This is a genomic window from Sphingomonas sp. Leaf67, from assembly GCF_001421965.1.
GTDB lineage: Bacteria > Pseudomonadota > Alphaproteobacteria > Sphingomonadales > Sphingomonadaceae > Sphingomonas.
In genome coordinates, this window is sequence record NZ_LMLP01000002.1 from 82,541 (window position 1) to 100,983 (window position 18,443).

Annotated in this window: 16 protein-coding genes and 2 pseudogenes; 11 read left to right on the forward strand and 7 right to left on the reverse strand. The window is 60.3% G+C overall.

Annotated elements, in window-relative coordinates:
• Window positions 1-386: 386 nt before the first annotated feature.
• From dld to ASE90_RS05765, 3 genes and pseudogenes are all read left to right on the forward strand, one after another.
• Complete coding sequence (gene dld / locus ASE90_RS05755) at window positions 387-2,072, forward strand: D-lactate dehydrogenase (protein WP_235531680.1); 1,686 nt, start codon at window positions 387-389, stop codon at window positions 2,070-2,072.
• Window positions 2,073-2,086: 14 nt separating this feature from the next.
• A complete protein-coding gene (locus ASE90_RS05760) occupies window positions 2,087-2,815 on the forward strand; it encodes an SDR family oxidoreductase (RefSeq protein ID WP_055997747.1) in 729 nt (242 codons plus the stop codon).
• A gap of 265 nt (window positions 2,816-3,080) precedes the next feature.
• Window positions 3,081-3,908, forward strand: a pseudogene (locus ASE90_RS05765) (IS5 family transposase).
• A gap of 223 nt (window positions 3,909-4,131) precedes the next feature.
• On the opposite strand, the gene lldD reads toward ASE90_RS05765, so the two are convergent.
• Genes lldD through ASE90_RS05780 form a run of 3 tightly spaced genes read right to left on the reverse strand, consistent with a single transcriptional unit; the run spans window position 4,132 to window position 6,805 of the window.
• Window positions 4,132-5,277, reverse strand: a complete 1,146-nt coding sequence (lldD, locus tag ASE90_RS05770) for an FMN-dependent L-lactate dehydrogenase LldD (protein WP_055997532.1) — start codon at window positions 5,275-5,277, stop codon at window positions 4,132-4,134.
• A gap of 31 nt (window positions 5,278-5,308) precedes the next feature.
• Window positions 5,309-6,070: an SDR family NAD(P)-dependent oxidoreductase gene (locus tag ASE90_RS05775; RefSeq protein WP_055997535.1), complete on the reverse strand. Its 762-nt coding sequence runs from the start codon at window positions 6,068-6,070 to the stop codon at window positions 5,309-5,311.
• The gene (locus ASE90_RS05780) at window positions 6,071-6,805 is read right to left on the reverse strand and encodes an IclR family transcriptional regulator (protein WP_414888911.1); all 735 of its coding nucleotides are present in this window, start codon (window positions 6,803-6,805) and stop codon (window positions 6,071-6,073) included.
• 147 nt (window positions 6,806-6,952) lie between these two features.
• Here ASE90_RS05780 and rhmD point away from each other — a divergent pair, with 147 nt between their 5' ends.
• Genes rhmD through ASE90_RS05805 form a run of 5 tightly spaced genes read left to right on the forward strand, consistent with a single transcriptional unit; the run spans window position 6,953 to window position 11,936 of the window.
• Window positions 6,953-8,134, forward strand: coding sequence for an L-rhamnonate dehydratase (gene rhmD / locus ASE90_RS05785; RefSeq protein WP_082449585.1), 1,182 nt, complete (start codon window positions 6,953-6,955; stop codon window positions 8,132-8,134).
• 16 nt (window positions 8,135-8,150) lie between these two features.
• Entirely contained in the window at window positions 8,151-9,008 is an 858-nt protein-coding gene (locus ASE90_RS05790; RefSeq protein WP_055997544.1) for a fumarylacetoacetate hydrolase family protein, read from the forward strand.
• Window positions 9,005-9,754, forward strand: coding sequence for an SDR family NAD(P)-dependent oxidoreductase (locus ASE90_RS05795; RefSeq protein ID WP_055997750.1), 750 nt, complete (start codon window positions 9,005-9,007; stop codon window positions 9,752-9,754). Before ASE90_RS05790 ends, ASE90_RS05795 begins: the two co-directional genes overlap by 4 nt.
• A gap of 44 nt (window positions 9,755-9,798) precedes the next feature.
• A complete protein-coding gene (locus tag ASE90_RS05800; protein WP_055997547.1) occupies window positions 9,799-10,722 on the forward strand; it encodes an amidohydrolase family protein in 924 nt (307 codons plus the stop codon).
• The gene (locus ASE90_RS05805; protein WP_055997549.1) at window positions 10,719-11,936 is read left to right on the forward strand and encodes a sugar MFS transporter; all 1,218 of its coding nucleotides are present in this window, start codon (window positions 10,719-10,721) and stop codon (window positions 11,934-11,936) included. Before ASE90_RS05800 ends, ASE90_RS05805 begins: the two co-directional genes overlap by 4 nt.
• A 51-nt stretch (window positions 11,937-11,987) precedes the next feature.
• On the opposite strand, the gene ASE90_RS19570 is transcribed toward ASE90_RS05805, so the two are convergent.
• The 4 genes and pseudogenes from ASE90_RS19570 to ASE90_RS05815 all read right to left on the reverse strand — a co-directional run bounded on the left by ASE90_RS19570 (window position 11,988) and on the right by ASE90_RS05815 (window position 16,627).
• Complete coding sequence (locus ASE90_RS19570; protein ID WP_156361458.1) at window positions 11,988-12,446, reverse strand: hypothetical protein; 459 nt, start codon at window positions 12,444-12,446, stop codon at window positions 11,988-11,990.
• Between the two features lie 197 nt (window positions 12,447-12,643).
• A pseudogene (locus tag ASE90_RS20505) lies at window positions 12,644-12,999 on the reverse strand (IS481 family transposase); the annotation flags it as partial.
• A 310-nt stretch (window positions 13,000-13,309) separates the two neighbouring features.
• On the reverse strand, window positions 13,310-15,022 hold the full coding sequence (locus ASE90_RS05810; RefSeq protein ID WP_200910795.1) for a DUF1593 domain-containing protein: 1,713 nt from the start codon (window positions 15,020-15,022) through the stop codon (window positions 13,310-13,312).
• A gap of 600 nt (window positions 15,023-15,622) precedes the next feature.
• Complete coding sequence (locus tag ASE90_RS05815) at window positions 15,623-16,627, reverse strand: site-specific integrase (protein ID WP_082449589.1); 1,005 nt, start codon at window positions 16,625-16,627, stop codon at window positions 15,623-15,625.
• Window positions 16,628-17,063: 436 nt separating this feature from the next.
• On the opposite strand from ASE90_RS05815, the gene ASE90_RS05820 reads away from it, so the two are divergent.
• The 3 genes from ASE90_RS05820 to ASE90_RS05830 are packed head-to-tail and all read left to right on the forward strand — an operon-like array spanning window position 17,064 to window position 18,430.
• Window positions 17,064-17,561, forward strand: a complete 498-nt coding sequence (locus tag ASE90_RS05820; RefSeq protein ID WP_082449591.1) for a LuxR C-terminal-related transcriptional regulator — start codon at window positions 17,064-17,066, stop codon at window positions 17,559-17,561.
• 27 nt (window positions 17,562-17,588) lie between these two features.
• Window positions 17,589-17,930, forward strand: coding sequence for a hypothetical protein (locus ASE90_RS05825; RefSeq protein ID WP_055997551.1), 342 nt, complete (start codon window positions 17,589-17,591; stop codon window positions 17,928-17,930).
• Between the two features lie 20 nt (window positions 17,931-17,950).
• Entirely contained in the window at window positions 17,951-18,430 is a 480-nt protein-coding gene (locus tag ASE90_RS05830) for a hypothetical protein (protein ID WP_055997554.1), read from the forward strand.
• Window positions 18,431-18,443: the final 13 nt, after the last annotated feature.

The window sequence follows — 18,443 nt, forward strand, 5'->3', positions numbered from 1 at the left end:
CAGCGCATTATTAATGGATTCGGAATTAGTATTTGACTAGAGATACTATGTGATGTGTCGCCTTGTAAAGCTACATTGAATATCACAGAGAAGGACGGTCCGAAAAGCGTAGTTCGAAAATTAGTGTTTAGAAATGCTAAGGATGGTAATATGCGTATGTAGCGAGCCGCTGAGATCTGCGGTCTTGTGACCAACGCTATCGGAATACGGACTCCACTTTGGCTCGCTGCCATTGGATGTTGCGACGACGGATAGTTAGTTTCTAAACGATAGAAGATTTACCGGTGCTATAGTGTACACGATTAATGAACTTTGAGCGGGAGGGTTCGTCGTGATGCCTAGGATCCTTACCGCTGCGCAACGTTGCCATCAGCGGAGAACATGTCGTGCCCAGCGTCCTTATTGATGAATTGAGAAGTATAGTCGGGCGGCGGCACGTGCTTATTGACAGTACTGCTGTTGCTCCTTTTACGACCGGCTACCGGACGGGCAGTGGTTCCGTGGCTGCAGTGGTAAGGCCAGGTTCGCTTGTCGAGCAGTGGCGCGTATTCAAGGCTTGCGTCGCAGCGAAACACGTCGTGATCGTGCAAGCGGCGAACACCGGACTTACCGGCGGTTCTACGCCGTTCGGCGACTATAGTCGGCCTGTGGTGATCATCAACACCCTTCGAATCTGCGGTGTACGACCCATTCTCGATGCCGAGGAGGTCGTATGTCTTGCTGGCTCTACTCTCTATGAACTCGAACGAACGCTGGCGCCGCTAGGTCGGGAGCCCCATTCGGTCATTGGATCGTCCTGCATCGGCGCGTCCGTCGTAGGGGGCGTCTGCAACAACTCGGGTGGTGCGCTGGTGCAGCGGGGCCCGGCCTATACCGAGTACGCTTTGTACGCTCAGGTGCATGCGGACGGGGAAGTCCACCTCCGCAACCATCTTGGCGTCCGACTAGGGACCGATCCGGAGTCGATCTTACGCAACCTGCAGGAAGGGCGCTTTACAGACGACGATATCGTGGAGACACGACGGGAAGCATCGGCCGCGGGTGCCTACCCCAACATTGTCCGCGCAATCAACGAAGACAGTCCTGCACGGTTCAATGCCGATCCGGCCCGCCTTTTCGAGGCATCGGGCAGTGCCGGCAAGATCATGGTCTTCGCGGTAAGACTGGCAACGTTTCCCGCAGCCCGGCGTACCGCCGTCTTCTATATAGGGACCAACGACACTCACGAACTGACGACACTCAGGCGAAGCTTCCTGTCGAAGCTGGACGATCTCCCGGTTTCGGCCGAATACATTCATCGAGAAGCGTTCGACGTTGCGGACCGCTATGGGAAGGATACTATCGTGGCTATCCGAACGCTTGGCACCGAGCGATTGCCAGCGCTGTTCCGACTGAAAAGCCGCATTGATCGAATAGCCCGCGTGTTGACGATGCTGCCGGAATCGTTTGCCGAAAAAATGCTGCAGGCCTGCTGTCGTCTCTTGCCTGACCAATTGTCCGCTCGCCTTCGAGCATTTCGGGTCCGGTTTCAGCATCATCTGATCCTCAAGGTTGCCGACGAAGCGATTGAACCCACTCGCAACTTGTTGGCCAGCCTGTTCCCGAGCAGCACAGGCGATGTCTTTGAATGCACGCCTGATGAAGGCGACCGCGCCACGCTTCTCCGCTTCGCCGTTGCCGGTGCAGCCGTACGATACCGTGCGATGCATTCGGATCAGGTGGGAGGGATCATATCGCTCGATGTGGCGCTGCGGCGTAACGATGTGGCATGGTTCGAACGGTTTCCACCCGAGATCGACGAGCAGATTATTGTTAAACTTTACTATGGCCACTTCTTCTGTCACGTGTTCCATCAGGATTACGTCGTCCGCAAGGGAGTTGATCCGGTCGCCCTTGAGCATCGCATGTGGGCGCTACTCGACGAACGTGGCGCGCGGTATCCGGCCGAGCACAACGTCGGTCATCTTTACCCGGCGGCGGCAGATCTCGCGGCACACTATCGAATGCTTGATCCGACCAATCAACTCAATCCCGGCATAGGCCAGACCAGCCGCTTGGCTGGGTGGCTGTAACAAAGGAGTTCGCCTTGAATCGTTTGCAAGGAAAATATGCATTTGTCAGTGGCGCGGCGCAAGGAATTGGTCGCAGCATTACAGAAGCTTTTATTAAAGAGGGTGCAAGGGTAATTGCAGCCGATCTCCAATGGCGAAACCGTTTCTCGATTGACACCATCGAGGAAATCGACCTCGACTTGACGGACGAGGCCGCAGTCGGTCGGGTCATATCGGACCGTCCTCTAATTGACGTTCTTGTGAATTGCGTTGGGTGGGTCGCGAGCGGCAGCCTCCTCGATTGCACCACCAATGAACTGACCCGTTCCTTCGATATCAATGTTCTGAGCATGGCCCACACGATGCGGGCAGCGCTACCTGGGATGCTTGCTCGAGAGCGCGGTTCCATCGTCAATATCGCGTCCGTCGTCTCCTCGACGAAGGGCGTTCCCGACCGGTTCGCCTATGCGACCACCAAGGCCGCTGTGATTGGGCTTACCAAATCGGTTGCGCGGGACTTTATTGGCAAGGGCGTGCGTTGTAACTCCATCTCTCCGGGATCGACGTTCACTCCATCTCTTGAAGATCGCTTCGCTGCATCGGGTGACGCCGCAGCGGCACGCGCTGCTTTCATCGCTCGCCAGCCTATGGGGCGGCTCGGCGACCCAGCGGAGATCGCGCAAGTGGCTGTAATGCTTGCATCAGATGAAGCCAGATTTATCACCGGTGCCGACGTGATCGTCGATGGAGGCATGAGCCTGTAAGCGTCGGCAGATTTGTTATCGGCGGTGCACGCGGGGGTATAAGTTGAAGGATCGCGTTTGTACTGCTGTCGAAAGATTTCGAGTTACGTCAGCACCGCGGTAGCTCGTTCGTACGTAAAGTGCTGGCGATACACCAGCGAAGTTTCTGACGAACGACAGCACGCGGATTGTGGAAAGCAAAGCCTTAAAGCTTGACCGAAAAATTGAGTTGAGCGACTTCAGCAGCTTGTGATTCACCGAGGGTTGCGAAGACCACGGAGATCACATGAGCTGGACTGAAATCGCTCGCCGGAGATTTGACAGAAGAGGGTTGCGGTACGCAAGCGACTGCACCGACTAGGAGTGGGCGATCATTGCCCAACTGCTGGCACGAACAACGAAGGTGGGACGTCCACGCCTGCACCGCGCACGGGATCTGTGGAACGCGATCCAGTACCGTGCGGCGACGGGGTGCCAGTGGGCGCAGTTTCCCAGGGACTTCCCACCGTTCACGATGGCGCAGTATCATTTCTATCGGATGCGCGATAGCGGCCTGCTCGATGCGATCGACGCGGTGCTGGTGGCCGGAATGCGGGCAACGGACGGCTGCACGGTAGAGCCGACCGCAGGCATCATCGATAGTCAGTCGATGAAAACCACCGAAGCAGGCGCGCTGCGCGGCTATGATGCCGTCAATAAGATTAAGGGGCGCAAGCGTCATATCGTAACTGATACGGTCGGCAACCTGCTCGACGAGCTGGTCGCTCTCGGTGACATTCAGGACCGTGACGGCGCGCCGGACCTGATCGAACGCTGCCGGGACGCCTATCCGTCACTATCCCACTTCTTTGCCGATGGCGGCTATGCCGGACAAAGCCTGGCGGCCGCTATCGCGCATCTCGGCCGCCTCGCCGTCGAGATCATCAAGCGTTCCCACGCCCACCGCTTCATCGTCCTGCCTCGCGGATGGGTGCTCGAGCGGACCATCGCCTGGCTTAATCGATGCCGACACCCTGCCGAGGACTGGGAGGCAACTATCACCTCCTCCGAAGCATGGCTCCTCGTCGCTTCAATCAGACGGACGACAAAGCGCCTCGCAAAGGTCGAATTGTGAGTCACGCTCTTAAATCCGGTCTTCAAATCCTAGACCGTCAGACGCGTGCGGCACCTCGCAGTGGCATTGGCAGTGATCCCCAGTTCACGACCGGCGTCACGAGTGAAGGTTACAACTAGCTGTCTCGCTGCTCGAACCGCGTGCGTTGTAGTGGCGCGACCGTCACGTACCTTTCCCGAGCGGCATCCGTTCACCTTAGCGAAAGAATTACACCAGCAAACCCTTAGTCGACTAGTACGCTGCTATCAATGTCCGCGATACGGCTCTTGCCCGTGAGCGCCATTGCTACCCGCATCTCCGCTTCAACCAACTGTAGCATGTGGCGGACACCAGCCTCGCCGCCGCCGCCTAGGGCGTAGACCCATGCTCTGCCCAACAACACTCCCTGCGCACCGAGCGCCAACATCCGCACGACGTCGAGTCCAGAGCGGACTCCGCCGTCCGCCAGCACGGTCAGACGGTCGCCCACCGCCCGTGCGATCACCGGCAACGCGCGGGTGGTAGACGGTACACCGTCAAGCTGACGGCCGCCATGATTGGACACCACGATGCCGTCGGCGCTCAGATCGGCAGCGGCGCGGGCGTCTTCAACATCCAAGATGCCCTTAATAATTAACGGGCCGTCCCAGCTTTCGCGGATGAAGTCGATATCGCGCCAGCTTACCGTCGGGTCGAAATTGTTGCGCATCCACGCAAAGAAGTCCTCCAACCCGGTATTTTTGCCGAGCACAGGTACGACATTACCCAACTGGTGTGGGCGGCCATGTATGCCGACGTCCCATGCCCAGCGAGGATGGGTCATCCCCTGCCACATTCGCCGCAGCCCACCAATCATTCCCGATGCCCCGGCAAGGCCCGAATGATAATCGCGGTAGCGCGATCCGGGCACCGGCATGTCGACGGTAAATACTAGGGTCGAGCAGCCGGACGCACGTGCTTGTTCCATCAAGTCGCGCATGAACCCGCGATCACGGATCATGTACAGCTGGAACCACAAAGGGGCCTGAACGGCGCAGCTTACCTCGGAGAGGGGGCAAGCGGAAACGGTCGAAAGGCAAAAGGGGACGCCCGCCGCTTCCGCCGCGCGCGCCGCCTGCACCTCACCGCGCCTAGCATTCATACCTGCTAGGCCGACCGGAGCAAGTGCGACTGGCATGGACAGTTTTTGCCCGAACAGCTCGGTCGACAGGTCGAGCCTAGACACGTCGGTAAGGATGCGTTGACGCAGTGCCACCGCCTCAAGATCGGTGACGTTGCGCTTCAGTGTCACTTCTGCATAGCTGCCGCCATCGATATACTCGAACAAAAACGGCGGTAGGCGGCGGCGCGCGAGTTCGCGGTAGTCGAGCGCGGAAGCAGCTTTTCTCATAACGACGTCTTTCCGTTACCGTGACGGTTGCTCATTGGAGGTTTACGAATGCGCCGCCATCGACCAACAGCGCGGCGCCAGTGACGTAGCGCGCCATGTCGGAAGCGAGGAATATGATCGGCCCGGCAAGGTCGTCGGGTTCGCCAAGGCGGCCTAGTGGAATGCGCGCGGTCATGCGCTTCCGCTTGTCGAGATCGGCAAGGTCATCCTTGTTGATGTCAGTTAGGATTGTGCCGGGCAGCACCGAATTGCAGCGGATGCCATGGCGACCGAGTGCGATCGCAGTTGACTGCATGAGCGAATGGATACCCGCTTTGGTTGGGGTGTAATGCGTCTGGAACTCTCCACCTACCAGTGCCGAGATAGAGGATACTGCAACGATTGCGCCGCCGCGGCCCTGGTCGACCATGCGGTTAGCCGCCGCCTGAACCATATAATAAGCACCGTGAAGATTGACCCTCATCGTACGCTCGAATGTTTCAGGTGGCATGTCGAGAAAGGCGTGAAAGGGGCAAATGCCCGCATTGCTTACGAATACGTCGATCCCGCCTAGCATGTCAGCGGCTTTCGAGACAAAGGCGTCGGCGGTGGCATGTTCGGCGACATCGCCCTTGATCGCCAGCGCGCGGCGGCCAAGGGCCTCGATCTCACGGATGACTTCCTGCGCGGCGGCGTCGTTGCCCGCAAAGTTAATCGCAACATCCGCTCCGTGGCGCGCAGCTCCGATTGCGGCGGCGCGGCCAATTCCAGCGGATGCGCCCGTGACCAGGACATTCTTACCTTCCAGCAACATCTATCTCTCCTTCGCCTTTATAGGATGGTCAAGGTCGCGGCTGATCCCGTCTGCGGTTGCAGTGACGTAGGTAGATAAGTCTTCAAGGCGGGCGTCACCCATATATATCGCAGCGCTTGACACACTGATCGCAGCGACAATCTGGCCGCGTGCGTCGCGGATCGGCGCAGCGACACAGCGAATCTGATCCTCGTTCTCTTCGAGATCGAAGGTGCATCCGGCCGTGACATATCGTTCCATCCGTTCCCGCCATACGGTCGGGTCAACATGCGGTTGACGATCGCTAGATTCAGCAGCGAAGCGCTGTTCCCAGTAAGCGGGCGGATGATCGAGCATCAGCGCCTTACCCAAGCCCGTCGACGTAAGAGGGTGTCGATCACCGACCCGGCTACAGATAGTAATCCGCCGCTTGCCTGGCATCTTGTCTAGGTAAAGTGCGAAATCGCCATCGAGAACGCCGAGGTGGACTGCGTCCTCCGTTGTCTGTGCGAGTTCTTCCAGATGGGGACGGGCGAACTGAATAATGTCGGTCTCCTCTTGCGCAAGATTACCCAATTTGAGCAACTTGCGGCCAAGGCGATAGCCTGTGCGGGGGGTAAAGCCCAAATAGCCGCGCTCGACGAGCGACGAAGCGAGCCGATGGGCCGTACTCCGGGTTAGCTTTAACGTATTAGACAGTTGTGGCAACGTCACTGCACCCGCCGCAACTGCCTCTATGACGTCGAGGCCACGCATCAGCGTCTGGCTACCGCCGGCGGTCGTATCAGATGTTCGCTCTCCCTTCATTGTCCCATCCCTTTACACTGCTTCCCACAATATGAAAATATATATTGAACGTGATCGTACGAATATGCATAAGCGCCAAACGTAAGGAGAGGTCTGATGCTGCCCAAAATTAAGCATGTACGGGCGTTCGTCGCCCGCGGCGCGGGTGCCGATTATCATGACCAAGGCGAAGGCCATTGGATCGACGATCACATCGCCACACCGATGAGTCGCTATCCGGAATATCGCCAGTCGCGGCAAAGCTTTGGCATCAACGTGCTGGGAACGCTGGTCGTCGAGATCGAGGCGGAGGACGGCACGATCGGCTTCGCGGTTACAACTGGCGGCGAGCCCGCCTGCTACATCGTCGAGAAGCATCTCGTGCGCTTCCTCGAAGGACGCAGCCCAACCGAGTACGAGAAGATCTGGGATCAGATGTACTTTTCCACCCAATATTACGGGCGGAAAGGCTTGGTGATCAACGCGATCTCAGGCGTCGACCTAGCGCTGTGGGATCTGCTCGGCAAGCTGAGGCAAGAGCCGGTCTATCACCTGCTCGGCGGCGCGGTGCGCGACGAACTGCAATTCTACGCCACCGGCGCGCGGCCCGACGTCGCTAAGGAACTTGGCTTCATCGGCGGCAAGATGCCGCTTCACCATGGCCCCGCCGAGGGAATCGAAGGGCTAAAGAAGAACATTGTCGAGCTGGCCGACATGCGCGCCCGGGTCGGTCCCGATTTTTGGCTGATGTGGGATTGCTGGATGGCTCTCGACGTCGATTATGCCACCCGCCTCGCCATCGCCGCGCACGAGCATGGCCTGAAGTGGATGGAGGAGGCGATCAGTCCCGACGATTATTGGGGCTATCAACAGCTGAAGCGCAACGTGCCCAAGGGGATGCTGGTCACGACCGGGGAACATGAGGCGACGCGTTGGGGCTTCCGTCTGCTGATGGAAATGGATTGTTGCGACATCATTCAGCCAGACGTGGGCTGGTGCGGCGGCGTCACCGAACTGCTGAAAATCAGCGCCTTGGCCGATGCACATGGCAAGCTGGTCGTGCCACACGGCTCCAGCGTATACAGCTATCACTTCGTCGTTACGCGCCACAATTCGCCGTTCGCCGAGTTCCTGATGATGCACCCCGGTCCGACCGAGATCGTGCCGATGTTCGCACCGCAATTGCTGGGCGAACCGGTGCCCAAAGACGGCCGCCTCCGCGCATCAGCGCTCGACAAGCCCGGCTTCGGTGTCGAGCTGAACCGCGACGTGCCGCTCCATCGTCCCTACACCCATTGATTGCGAGACCAGACCCATGAAGCTGTGTCGTTATGGCCCCCGAGGGGGCGAGAAGCCCGGGATCGTCGATGCCGATGGCGCGATCCGCGACCTGTCGGGCGTCATCCCTGAACTGACGATCAATACGCTGCCGCAGGCACTGGCCACAGATTGCTCTGCCCTGCCGGTGGTGGCAGGGACGCCGCGATACGGAGTGCCGCTAGAGGGCATCGGCAAGATCGTCGCGATCGGCCTCAACTACCGTGACCATGCGATCGAGTCTAACCTACCAATTCCGACCGAACCGATGATGTTTATGAAGGCGCTGTCCAGCCTGTCGGGTCCGGACGACGACGTAATGCTGCCCAAGGGCTCGACGCACAGTGATTGGGAGGTCGAGTTGGGGGTGATCATCGGCAAGACATGCCGCTATGTCGACCGCGCCGAGGCGCTGGATCACGTCGCGGGCTATGTCCTCGTCAACGACGTGTCGGAACGCTTCAACCAGAAGCAGCGCGGCACGCAATGGTCGAAGGGGAAGGGCCACGACACTTTTTGCCCGACCGGTCCGTGGCTGGTGACCCCCGACGAGGTTGGTGATCCGCAGGATCTCGACATGTCACTGGATGTGAACGGCGAGCGGATGCAGACCGGCAACACGAAGACGATCATCTTCCCGGTCGACGAGCTGATCGCCTATGTCAGCGAATATATCACGCTGGAACCGGGCGATCTGCTCATTACCGGTACCCCGCCGGGCGTCGGCGAGGGCAAGAAGCCCGATGCGATCTACCTGAAGGCCGGCGACACGATGGCACTGGCGATCGACAAGCTGGGGACGCAGCGACAATCGTTGGTCGCATGGCACCACCCGCGCACCGGAGCGTCGGCATGAGCGTCTATGCGGGACGGTTCGCAGGTCGCGCTGCGATCATCACCGGCGGCGCGTCGGGCCTTGGCAAGGAAGTCGCGCGGCGGATCGTCGCCGAGGGCGGCCAGGTCGTCCTGTGGGACCTGAACGCCAAGGCGCTGGAAACCGCACAGGCCGAAGTCGGTGCGACTCATGTCGTCGCGCTCAACGTCGCGGAGCTGGCCGATGTCGAGGCAGCGCTGGCGGACAGCAAGGTGGCACTGGGCAAGGTGGACATTCTGGTCTGTTCGGCCGGAATTACCGGCGCGACCGCGCCCGTCCATGAATTTCCCGTGCAGAGCTGGCGCAACGTGATGAGCGTCAACGTTGACGGGCTGTTCTATTGCAACCGCTCGGTCGTTCCGTTGATGCTGGAAAACGGCTATGGTCGCATCGTCAACGTGTCGTCGGTCGCGGGAAAGGAGGGAAATCCCAACGCCAGCGCCTATTCGGCGTCGAAGGCGGCGGTGATCGGCTTCACCAAGAGCTTGGGCAAGGAACTGGCGGGCAAGGGCGTCATCGCCAACGCGCTGACGCCGGCGACCTTCGAAAGCCCGATCCTCGACCAGCTGCCGCAGAGCCAGGTTGACTATATGCGCTCCAAGATCCCGATGGGCCGTCTGGGCCTGATCGAGGAATCGGCTGCGATGGTCTGCTTCATGGCCAGCGAGGAATGCAGCTTCACCACCGCCGCGACCTTCGACACGTCGGGCGGGCGTACCACCTTCTGACCGCATGACGCGACCCGGAATACCGGGCACGACAGGAGAGCATCATGCACGACGTTCCCTTCGTCGATGCCCATGTCCATTTCTGGGATCTGGCGCGTCTTCGCTACCCCTGGCTGCAACCGCCGTTCGCCGATGGCGGACCCAACGGCTCGGTCGAGGCGATCGCGCGTACGTATCTGCCCGGCGACTACCGGGTGGAGGCGGCGGCTTGGAACGTCGTCGGGGCGGTGCATGTCGATGCCGGGGCCGATGCCGGAGACGCGCTCAGCGAAACGCAGTGGCTGGAAGGGCTGGCGGGAGAAACCGGCCTGCCCGACGCGATCGTCGCCTTTGCTGATTTGGCCGACCCCAATGTCGGCACGCTGCTGGCGCATCATGCCGAACATGGGCGGGTGCGGGGTGTCCGTCATATCGTGAATTGGCATCCGGATGCGCGACGAAGCTATACCGCTGCCGACCTGACGCGGACCGATCGCTGGGCGGCGGGGTTCGCGCGGCTGGCCGACCACGGCCTGTCGTTCGACCTGCAATGCTATCCGGCACAGATGATCGCCGTCGCCCGCATCGCGCAGCGCCACCCCCACGTGCCGGTCCTGGTCAACCATCTCGGCATGCCGGTGCTGACCGATCCCGACGGCGTGTCCGACTGGCGTCGCGGCATGGCGGCTCTCGCGCGCCTGCCGCAGGTGTCGGTCAAGCTGTCGGGGTTCGGTTTCGTCCAGCGGGAATGGGATGTGGCGTTGGTGCGTCGCTTCGTCGCCGAGACGATCGACCTGTTTGGTCCCGCCCGGGTGATGGCCGCCAGCGATTTCCCCACCGACCGCCTGTTCGGCAGCTACGACATGGTGCTCGGAGCGCTCGCCGATGCGATCGGCGACCTCGACATGACCGACCGCCGCGCCATCTGGGGCGGCAATGCCTGCCGCCTGTACCGTATCGATCCCTCCATTCTCGGAGACGTGAAATGAAGCGCCCTCAAATCGTCCTGGCGCAGGACGTGCCGCCGCGCATTCTTCGTACCGCGCTGGCGCTTGCGATCAGCCTCTTCTTTATCTGGGGGTTGGCCTATGGCCTGCTCGACGTGCTGAACAAGCATTTCCAGGATACGCTGAAGGTCGGCACCGCCGAATCCACTTGGTTGCAGGTCGCCTATTTCGGCGCCTACCTGGTTGTCAGCCTGCCCGCCGGAATGCTGCTGCAACGGCTGGGGTACAAGGCCGGCATCCTGATCGGACTGGCGGTGACGGCGGTGGGCGCGCTGCTGTTCATTCCGGCCGCCGGCATCGGCCAGTTCGCGCCATTCGTCGGATCCATGTTCGTGCTCGCATCGGGCCTTGCCTGTCTGGAAACTGCGGCGGACAGCTATGTCAACGTCCTCGGCCCGGCCGAGGGCGCGTCGCGTCGCCTGAACCTTGCCCAGTCGTTCAACGGCCTCGGCACCTTCATCGGGCCGCTGATCGGCGGTACGCTGTTCTTCGCCGAGGAGGGCAGTACGCCCAGCGGCGGGCATGACAGCGTCCGCATGATCTATGCCGGCATCGGCATCGCACTGGTCGTTTTCGCCCTGTTCGTCTCGCGCGTAAAACTGCCCGAGATCGCCGAGCAAACCCACGCTTTGTCCGGTGGGCAGGTCACGCTCAAGCGGCCGCACTTCATCTACGGCGTGCTGACCCAGGCGATCTACATCGGTGCGCAGGTCGGCATCGGCGCACTGTTCATCAACGTCGCGATCGCGACTTGGGACGGGCTGTCGGCGCGGTCGGCGGCCTATCTGCTATCGCTCGCGCTGGTGACTTTCATGCTCGGCCGCTTCGCCTCCACGGCGCTGCTCGCCCGGATCGCACCGCGTACCCTGCTGCTGGTGTTCGGCCTCATTAACGTCGTGCTGACGCTGATCGTCGCGGCGGGGATCGACCGGGTGTCGCTGATCGCGATGATCGGGGTGTTCTTCTTCATGTCGACGATGTTCCCGACGATCTTTGCGCTGGGGGTCCGCGATCTGGGACCGGCGGCGACGCGCGGCGCATCGTTCATGGTCATGGCGATCGGCGGCGGCGTGCTGCTTCCCTATCCGATGGGACTAATCGGCGAACTGTACGGCACGCCGGCCGCCTTCCTGCTTCCTGCGGCGGCGTTCGTTGTCGTCAGCCTCTACGCATGGCGCGGCGCCGCCCTGCGTTGAGTAATGGGGAGCATTGCTCGATCTGAGCAGCAGCCGGCAGCAGTTCCCGGTTTAGGTCACGGCGGGCAACCGTTTTGTGCTGTACATGAACGGACACTCGGTGGAGACGGAGCTGTCAACCGATGATATCGACCAATGGCGGCAGGCAACAATCGATCTCGCGCACTGTGTACGGCGCTGACGCAACGTTGCCGCGGCGGTGGTATGACACGAGGTGAAGCCGGTTAAACGGCCGGCGAACTCGACGCCGCCGCGACGTGAAGTGTTCAATTTGGGCTTTGCCCGCGCTTTCTTGAAAGGAATATTTCGAGGGTTTAGCTCGAGCACTTGACAGGTCTTGGAGTCGCGCTTGATCCGGCGGTTGAAGCGGGCAAGCATGTCGCGAAACGAGGCGTTGGATGATGGGATCAGAGCGGGCTGCGGCTTGGTCTGGTGATGGGGTTCAGAAGCGCTGATCCGGGTGAAAGCTAGATGGCAGTGAGAGTTGGCGTCGGTGAAGATGCGCTCCATCTCGCCGACAGCAGCATTAGCTAGGGTTTAGATGGCGGTCGTGTTAATTACGCCGTAATCGCCCAGATGATAAGCAACGACGCGTCGATGCCAGCGGCTGTACGCCATCCAGATTACCGCTCGCTGCCTTCTTTGAATGTAGGTGTCGATCTCGTCCACCTCGATAACGTGGGCTGTCCAGTCGTGGATCGGGGCGGCAGGCGGGATATCTCGAGCCGCTGCAGGCAGCGGTGTGGCGCTGACCGTGTCAGATGCGGGATCATTGGCTGCAGCACATAAAGGCAATCGTTGAGCGGCGGCAAAGTATGAGAACGGAATGCCACGAACGTCGCCTCTTCGGCTTGGGTCAAAGTCGTTGAATGAGGGGCCTTCGACCCAGTCTCTAAATCCGTTATTGTCGCTGGCTTCTGACATTTCGCTACTGTCATCGGTTGATCCCGAGTTCTCGATACAGCGTCGAGAGCGATGCTTGCGGCCGCGGTATAGTTGCTATGATGCCGTGCGTGGTCGTGGCGCCTCCTAAACGTACCTGTCCTAGACGGCTTCCTTCCATTCTAACGAAAGGGTCGCACGTTGAATCGGTGAAACTAAACACATAGTAGGAGGCGCCATCAACTGCGATCATCGACTCGCCATGCGCTTTGATTGGTTCGCCGGCGGTATCGCACCAGCGCTCGCCAAGGGGGAACGAACGGCGCGGCGTAGCGCGGCCCGGTTTGCCGCTTCCCAGGTTACATGCAACGAGTTCATGTGCGGCGGCACCGCTCAACATTACCGTCGAGCCCAAGATATGCATTATTTGGCTTCTGTTTTATTGGCGGAGGAACCGACCGGTGTGGTGCCAGAACCGGCGACCTCAAGTTTTAATGAACCGGCGGGATCGGTCGAACGACGCACGGGGCGGTACTCGTGGGCGACGATGCACCCGGCACTATGACGATTGCGCGGTGATAGCTGGTCAGCGCCGGTTGGCCGCTGTCTGTGACCGCCAAGACGACATGGATGGGATAGGTGGCGGGCGGGGTGAATTGGTCTGTGCGGGCAGTGTTGCCAATCGTCAGCTCGGTACGCATGCTGGTTCCGGACGACAGTGTGATTGACGGGACGAACAGCCCGCCGGCTTCGCGATAGCTCAACCAGCGGTAGGTCAGCCGGTCGCCATCGGCATCCTTCGATCCCGCAGCGGTTAAGGCAACGGGTTTGCCCGGACAAGCTGCAATCTCGACTGGAGCACTCCCGTCTCGGCCGTTGAGCACCGCAGCGGGTGCATGGTTTGCGTCTTTGTAGCGGGGCGTGACCGTCCATCGCATGCGAGCCGCGAAGTCGTTCTGATAGGCAACGCGCCACCGCCAGATGGTCAACTGTGGCGATTCTGTAACCTCGCCGTCTGCGCCAAGAAGCAGATCACCGGAGGTCGTCCACAAACCTAGGTCCGTCGACAACCGGTCATACCGTCCGCCCCAGCCACCCCAGTCCGGTCGCTCCGGGACCGAAAGCCCGTTAGGAATGAGGTTCAGGAAAGACGGTGTATCCCCCTCCATAATGTAGGCCGGCAGCGGATATAGCGCACCCAGCGGGCCGACGTCGCGAATGTTAGCTTGGAGCCAGCCTTTGCTGACGACGCTCTGGTCGGCTCCGGGGAACGAACCGGAAATCCCTCCCCAAGTCGCCTGGTTATAATGGGTGAAGCCGTGGACGTCGGCAATCCAGAACAACTTTGGAAAATAGGCGCGCGCCCAAGGTCCCGCGTCATCCTGATCCGAGATCGAGTAGACGCGCAGATTGGCGACGAAGCGGTCAAGCGCTTCAGCGGATCGCGTAGCGCGCACAGTCCACAAGGCTTGCGCCAAATCGGCGGCACCGCCCCAGACCGCGATCCAGACCGGACGTGGATCGGGACTGTCGATGGCTTGAATAATTCGGCGCGAAGCCGCGGTGTCTTTGCCTTTGCCGACGCCGCTCATGCCGTAGACCGGGCTTCCAACGAGAACGCGCGTCTGCAGGCGCTCGGCATCGGGATAGCGGGCGTCGTGAACGCGCAGGTTCGTTAGCACTGTGCGATATCCGGCGACCCGCTCGTCAATTAACTGGCGAAGCGGAGATCGCGGATGATGTCGCGATGTCGTCGCGACGAGGCCCTCGATTTCGATATCGTTCGCGTAGAGCAGCAGACGGACAATTGATTCCGAATCATCAGGTTCGTTGCCGATGTCGGTGAGAACGATCAGGCGCTGACGCGACGACGGCGCTTCTTGCAATCGTGCGACCGCCGGGCCCGCCGTCACAGCAAGCGCTGTAATGGCGAAAAGGGATCGCGCAAGCATCTTGATAGCCTTCCTGAAATTTACACGCTCGATTGTCGACGTAAAGGATCCAAGACGCTTCTCTTGGCTTGATACCGGACTAGCAACACCGCCGGGTAACTCCGGCCGACATCGGTACGGTCTGACTGTGCCACCGGAACTCGCAAGCACGCCGGATGGCAGGTTGGTCGTCGCCAGCAAGCCGCTCGTGCGTGCGCGGTACAGGCGAACTTTGATAATGCTTGCCAGATGGGAACTGCTCTTCTCAGCCAATCTTGGTGCTTCCGTCACCGGCCCGTCAACGACACTCGTAAATCCCGGCGTCACTGACCGGATGCCAAGAACGGCCGCGAGCAAGCGGTAGTTGGTATGAGCACGCTATAGGTACGAAGCTGACCGGGTCGATCCTGGGGTCTCAGCGGTTGACGTGAGATTGATGCGAACATTTCCCGCCAAGGGCCCGACCGCTACACCTAGTGGTCAGCAAGACCTCCGTGGTGCAGCGCTTCATCGACGTCGGATCGGAAGTGATAGCTCGCATAGATACGATCCTTTAATAATACTGCGCGTCTTCGGGCGCCTGCCGAGAACGCCCCATTTGATACTATCAACTAAATTCCTTTAGAGCATCAATCAAACGCAAACGTTCAATTTTTCGGTTGGCAATTTTTGAAGCTGGCCGACCACTGCCCCGGCCCTCTTCTCCGCTGTCGCCCTGGCGACCACCGTCATCTTGTCGCTATGACCGATGAGTCATGTCCCAAGCGTATGACTGGGTCCGCGTTATGTAGCGCCCCCACATCAAGGTTGTTCAAGGATGCGGCCGCCGCAGTTCGAGGGATCCGATGGTATTCATGCCTCAAAGCAAGCTGCTTAGAGAAACTTTTCGCCAGCGTGCTCGCGGAATAATTCTCGGCTGCGGACGTAGGCAGCGAGTACTTGCACCGACTTGTGCCGACTTACTTCCTGCATCTTGAAAATGCTGGCGCCTGATGCTTCTGCTTCGGTTAGAAAGCCAGCGCGTAGGCTATGTCCTGCGAATTCAGAAGGATCGTAGCCAGCCGCTGCGGCGTGCTTTTGCACGAGCCGTGCAACCGCACGATCCGACATCCCGCGGTCGGTTAGCCGATCACCGGGCGTCAGCTTGCGAAACAAGGGGCCGTCTTCGTGCGCGGCCTCCTTCATCCAGGCGAGCAGCAACGCTTTGGGACGAATGCGACGACCTTCGGGGACCGCAATTACGACGCCGGCACGCTCCTGATCTGTTTTTGAGCCGCGGATAATTACCTTCAATCCCTCCGGCACGAGTTCAACATCGTCTAGCGTCAACGCAACGATCTCAGATCGGCGCAGGGCTGCTGCCATCCCAAGCGCTAGCACCGCCCGGTCGCGCGCGCTGCGCAGCCCGTCCCCATCAATAGCGCGCAGCATGTCGCGAAGCGCATCACCGTCCGCCGCCCGCTTACGCACCGGCCGCACGCCCTTGCTGCGGCGAATACCGCCTAGGACCTGACTGATCACTGCGGCACCCTCCCGGGCCTGAGGCGGCTGCAGCCCCGCCTGCTTGTGGTGATATCCGATCGCTGCGAGCCTCCGCCCGATGGTCGCGGGCTTTGCACCTTTGTCTGCCTCGGCAGCAAGGAACGTCGCAACAGCGCGAGGATCCGCTGGCAATGGCTCGATTGCCCGGTCGCTGCACCAGGCAGTGAAAATCCTCCAATCGGACGCATACACTCGTTGGGTCGAACTCGCCCGTGACGCTTTGGCATAGACGGCTGCGCTCTCGATCTCGGCGACCAACAAACCAGGCAGCGCGGGTACGCCATCGTCTTCGACCCAGATAACCGGAGAGGGCGCGCTTTCGTCAGGATCAATCATCGACGCCCTCAATATAGCTGACAAAGCCGCTCGCCAAGCGCTGTCCGAGAATCGACTTTATCGGACAGTGTTGTGAACGGGCAGGGGATTGGCGTCTCCGAGGCGTGCTCGTCCGCCGCAGTAGGCCGCCGAGCTTCGCGTATATCGCGACGTGGCAAGCCGCGCGTGGGCGGCCGGCAAATGCGACGTCAGTCGAGGAACGGTGTTAGGCGGCGTCCAAGCTGCGCCGGCGAGGTTGAGCGCCGCCGGGTAATCCATCGGACGCTTGGATTGCCGATGTCGTCGACGTCTCGATTCGAAACGTCACGAGTTTCTGTGAACGTCGAACTGCCGCTGGCAAGCTGCGGTTGGGATCTTAGAACGGCGGCCCGATAGAGAACGAACATGGCTTAGAAAGGTTCTGGCAGAGGATCGCTCCATCTTGCAGGGGGATCCAATGGAAGTTTCTCCTGATAGGCCTGGGCAATCGCTTGCCAAAGACGTCGCCCCGACGGGTGAAGACACCAAAAAACCCTCGTTCCGCGTGGCGCAGTTGAGCGAACGCCAACTCTCCTACCTCCGCCTCGTTTATCAGCATCGCAGTTCGAAAGAGATCGCGGCGCTCACTGGCGTCAGCTCGCGTGCTGTCGATAAGCAGTTGTTGAAGGCCAACAATTTGCTCGGCACGAACTCCCGGGTTGATGCGGCCCGACTGGTTGCAGACTATGACGGAGGGGTAGAGCCTTTACCCCCTGCAATCAGCCCCCCTTCCGAGGAACGGCTGTTTCCTCTTCCGTTGCCCTTGCCGACCACAGGGGCGGCAGCGAATATGCTCACCTGGAAGCAGGCGGCGATTTGGAGTGTGATCATCGCGATCGTGACCCCAATCGGCTTGACCGTTGCCGGTATGGTGATCCTGACGCTGACGTTCCTGTTCGGCCTTAAGCTACGGTAGCGGCGCTGCGGCGCCCAAGGAGACGTAATGCAGGCACTCGAGAATACCGGTCGGATCGTGGCGGACGAGCTTCGCAAGGCGGAACGATCAATCAACCTGGCGGCGCGGGATACCGCGCAGTTTTTGCTGACGACGCTCGAGGCAACGGAAGCGCACCGGTTGTCGCCGGCGATGGCTCAGCGGACGGTGAAGGCCACGGTCGCAGCCTTGGCCGCCTTGGTCGAAGGCCAGGACCAAATGGCAATGCGGGCGCACCCATTCACGGAAAAGGTCGGTCGTCAGCTCGGCTTGACAGAGACAAACTGGGGTGAGGGCGCCCCAAAGCCTGCAATGACGGCGCTCGAAGCCGCCTACCGCGAAACGGTCTGAGGCATCGCACGGGAAGGCCAATGTCGATACAGCTCGTTTTGGCATTGGCCTTCAACACGGTATTGTTCACCGTTTGCACGGGGGCGTTCGTGTTTGGGGGGCGCCCCGAGCGGTTGGGCGCGGCGATAAACCTTGTCGCATCGGGCACAACTACAGCGCTGCGCTTGGCAAATCCGTATTACTTCGCACCAGCAGAAGCGATCACGTTTGTGATAGATCTGGGTGTCGTGGCAGGCTTCTTTTGGCTCGGCATCACGACGACCCGATTTTGGCCAATTTGGGCAACAGGTTTTGCGTTGGCTAATCTATTCATGAGCCTCTGCGCCGTTCTGCTGCCCAGCGTTCCGCTATTTGCCTATCATTCGGGCCTCGGAATTTACGCTTACCTAGCGCTCTGCGCGCTGGCGCTAGGGACGCTGCGGTTGCCGCGTGACGCCGAGCCCTACCTTCTTGATGGATCGAGACGATCATGGCTTCAATACCAGAGGCCGACGACCTGATAGACGTCGTCGT

Bases quoted from the DNA above. Each gene is read 5' to 3' on its own strand.
- ASE90_RS05790 (WP_055997544.1), top strand. From the start codon at position 8,151: ATGAAGCTGTGTCGTTATGGCCCCCGAGGGGGCGAGAAGCCCGGGATC.
- lldD (WP_055997532.1), bottom strand. From the start codon at position 5,277: ATGAGAAAAGCTGCTTCCGCGCTCGACTACCGCGAACTCGCGCGCCGC.
- ASE90_RS05775 (WP_055997535.1), bottom strand. From the start codon at position 6,070: ATGTTGCTGGAAGGTAAGAATGTCCTGGTCACGGGCGCATCCGCTGGA.
- ASE90_RS05780 (WP_414888911.1), bottom strand. From the start codon at position 6,805: ATGCGTGGCCTCGACGTCATAGAGGCAGTTGCGGCGGGTGCAGTGACG.
- ASE90_RS05805 (WP_055997549.1), top strand. From the start codon at position 10,719: ATGAAGCGCCCTCAAATCGTCCTGGCGCAGGACGTGCCGCCGCGCATT.
- ASE90_RS05830 (WP_055997554.1), top strand. From the start codon at position 17,951: ATGTCGATACAGCTCGTTTTGGCATTGGCCTTCAACACGGTATTGTTC.
- ASE90_RS05800 (WP_055997547.1), top strand. From the start codon at position 9,799: ATGCACGACGTTCCCTTCGTCGATGCCCATGTCCATTTCTGGGATCTG.
- ASE90_RS19570 (WP_156361458.1), bottom strand. From the start codon at position 12,446: ATGGAGCGCATCTTCACCGACGCCAACTCTCACTGCCATCTAGCTTTC.
- rhmD (WP_082449585.1), top strand. From the start codon at position 6,953: ATGCTGCCCAAAATTAAGCATGTACGGGCGTTCGTCGCCCGCGGCGCG.
- ASE90_RS05795 (WP_055997750.1), top strand. From the start codon at position 9,005: ATGAGCGTCTATGCGGGACGGTTCGCAGGTCGCGCTGCGATCATCACC.
- ASE90_RS05825 (WP_055997551.1), top strand. From the start codon at position 17,589: ATGCAGGCACTCGAGAATACCGGTCGGATCGTGGCGGACGAGCTTCGC.
- ASE90_RS05820 (WP_082449591.1), top strand. From the start codon at position 17,064: ATGGAAGTTTCTCCTGATAGGCCTGGGCAATCGCTTGCCAAAGACGTC.
- ASE90_RS05815 (WP_082449589.1), bottom strand. From the start codon at position 16,627: ATGATTGATCCTGACGAAAGCGCGCCCTCTCCGGTTATCTGGGTCGAA.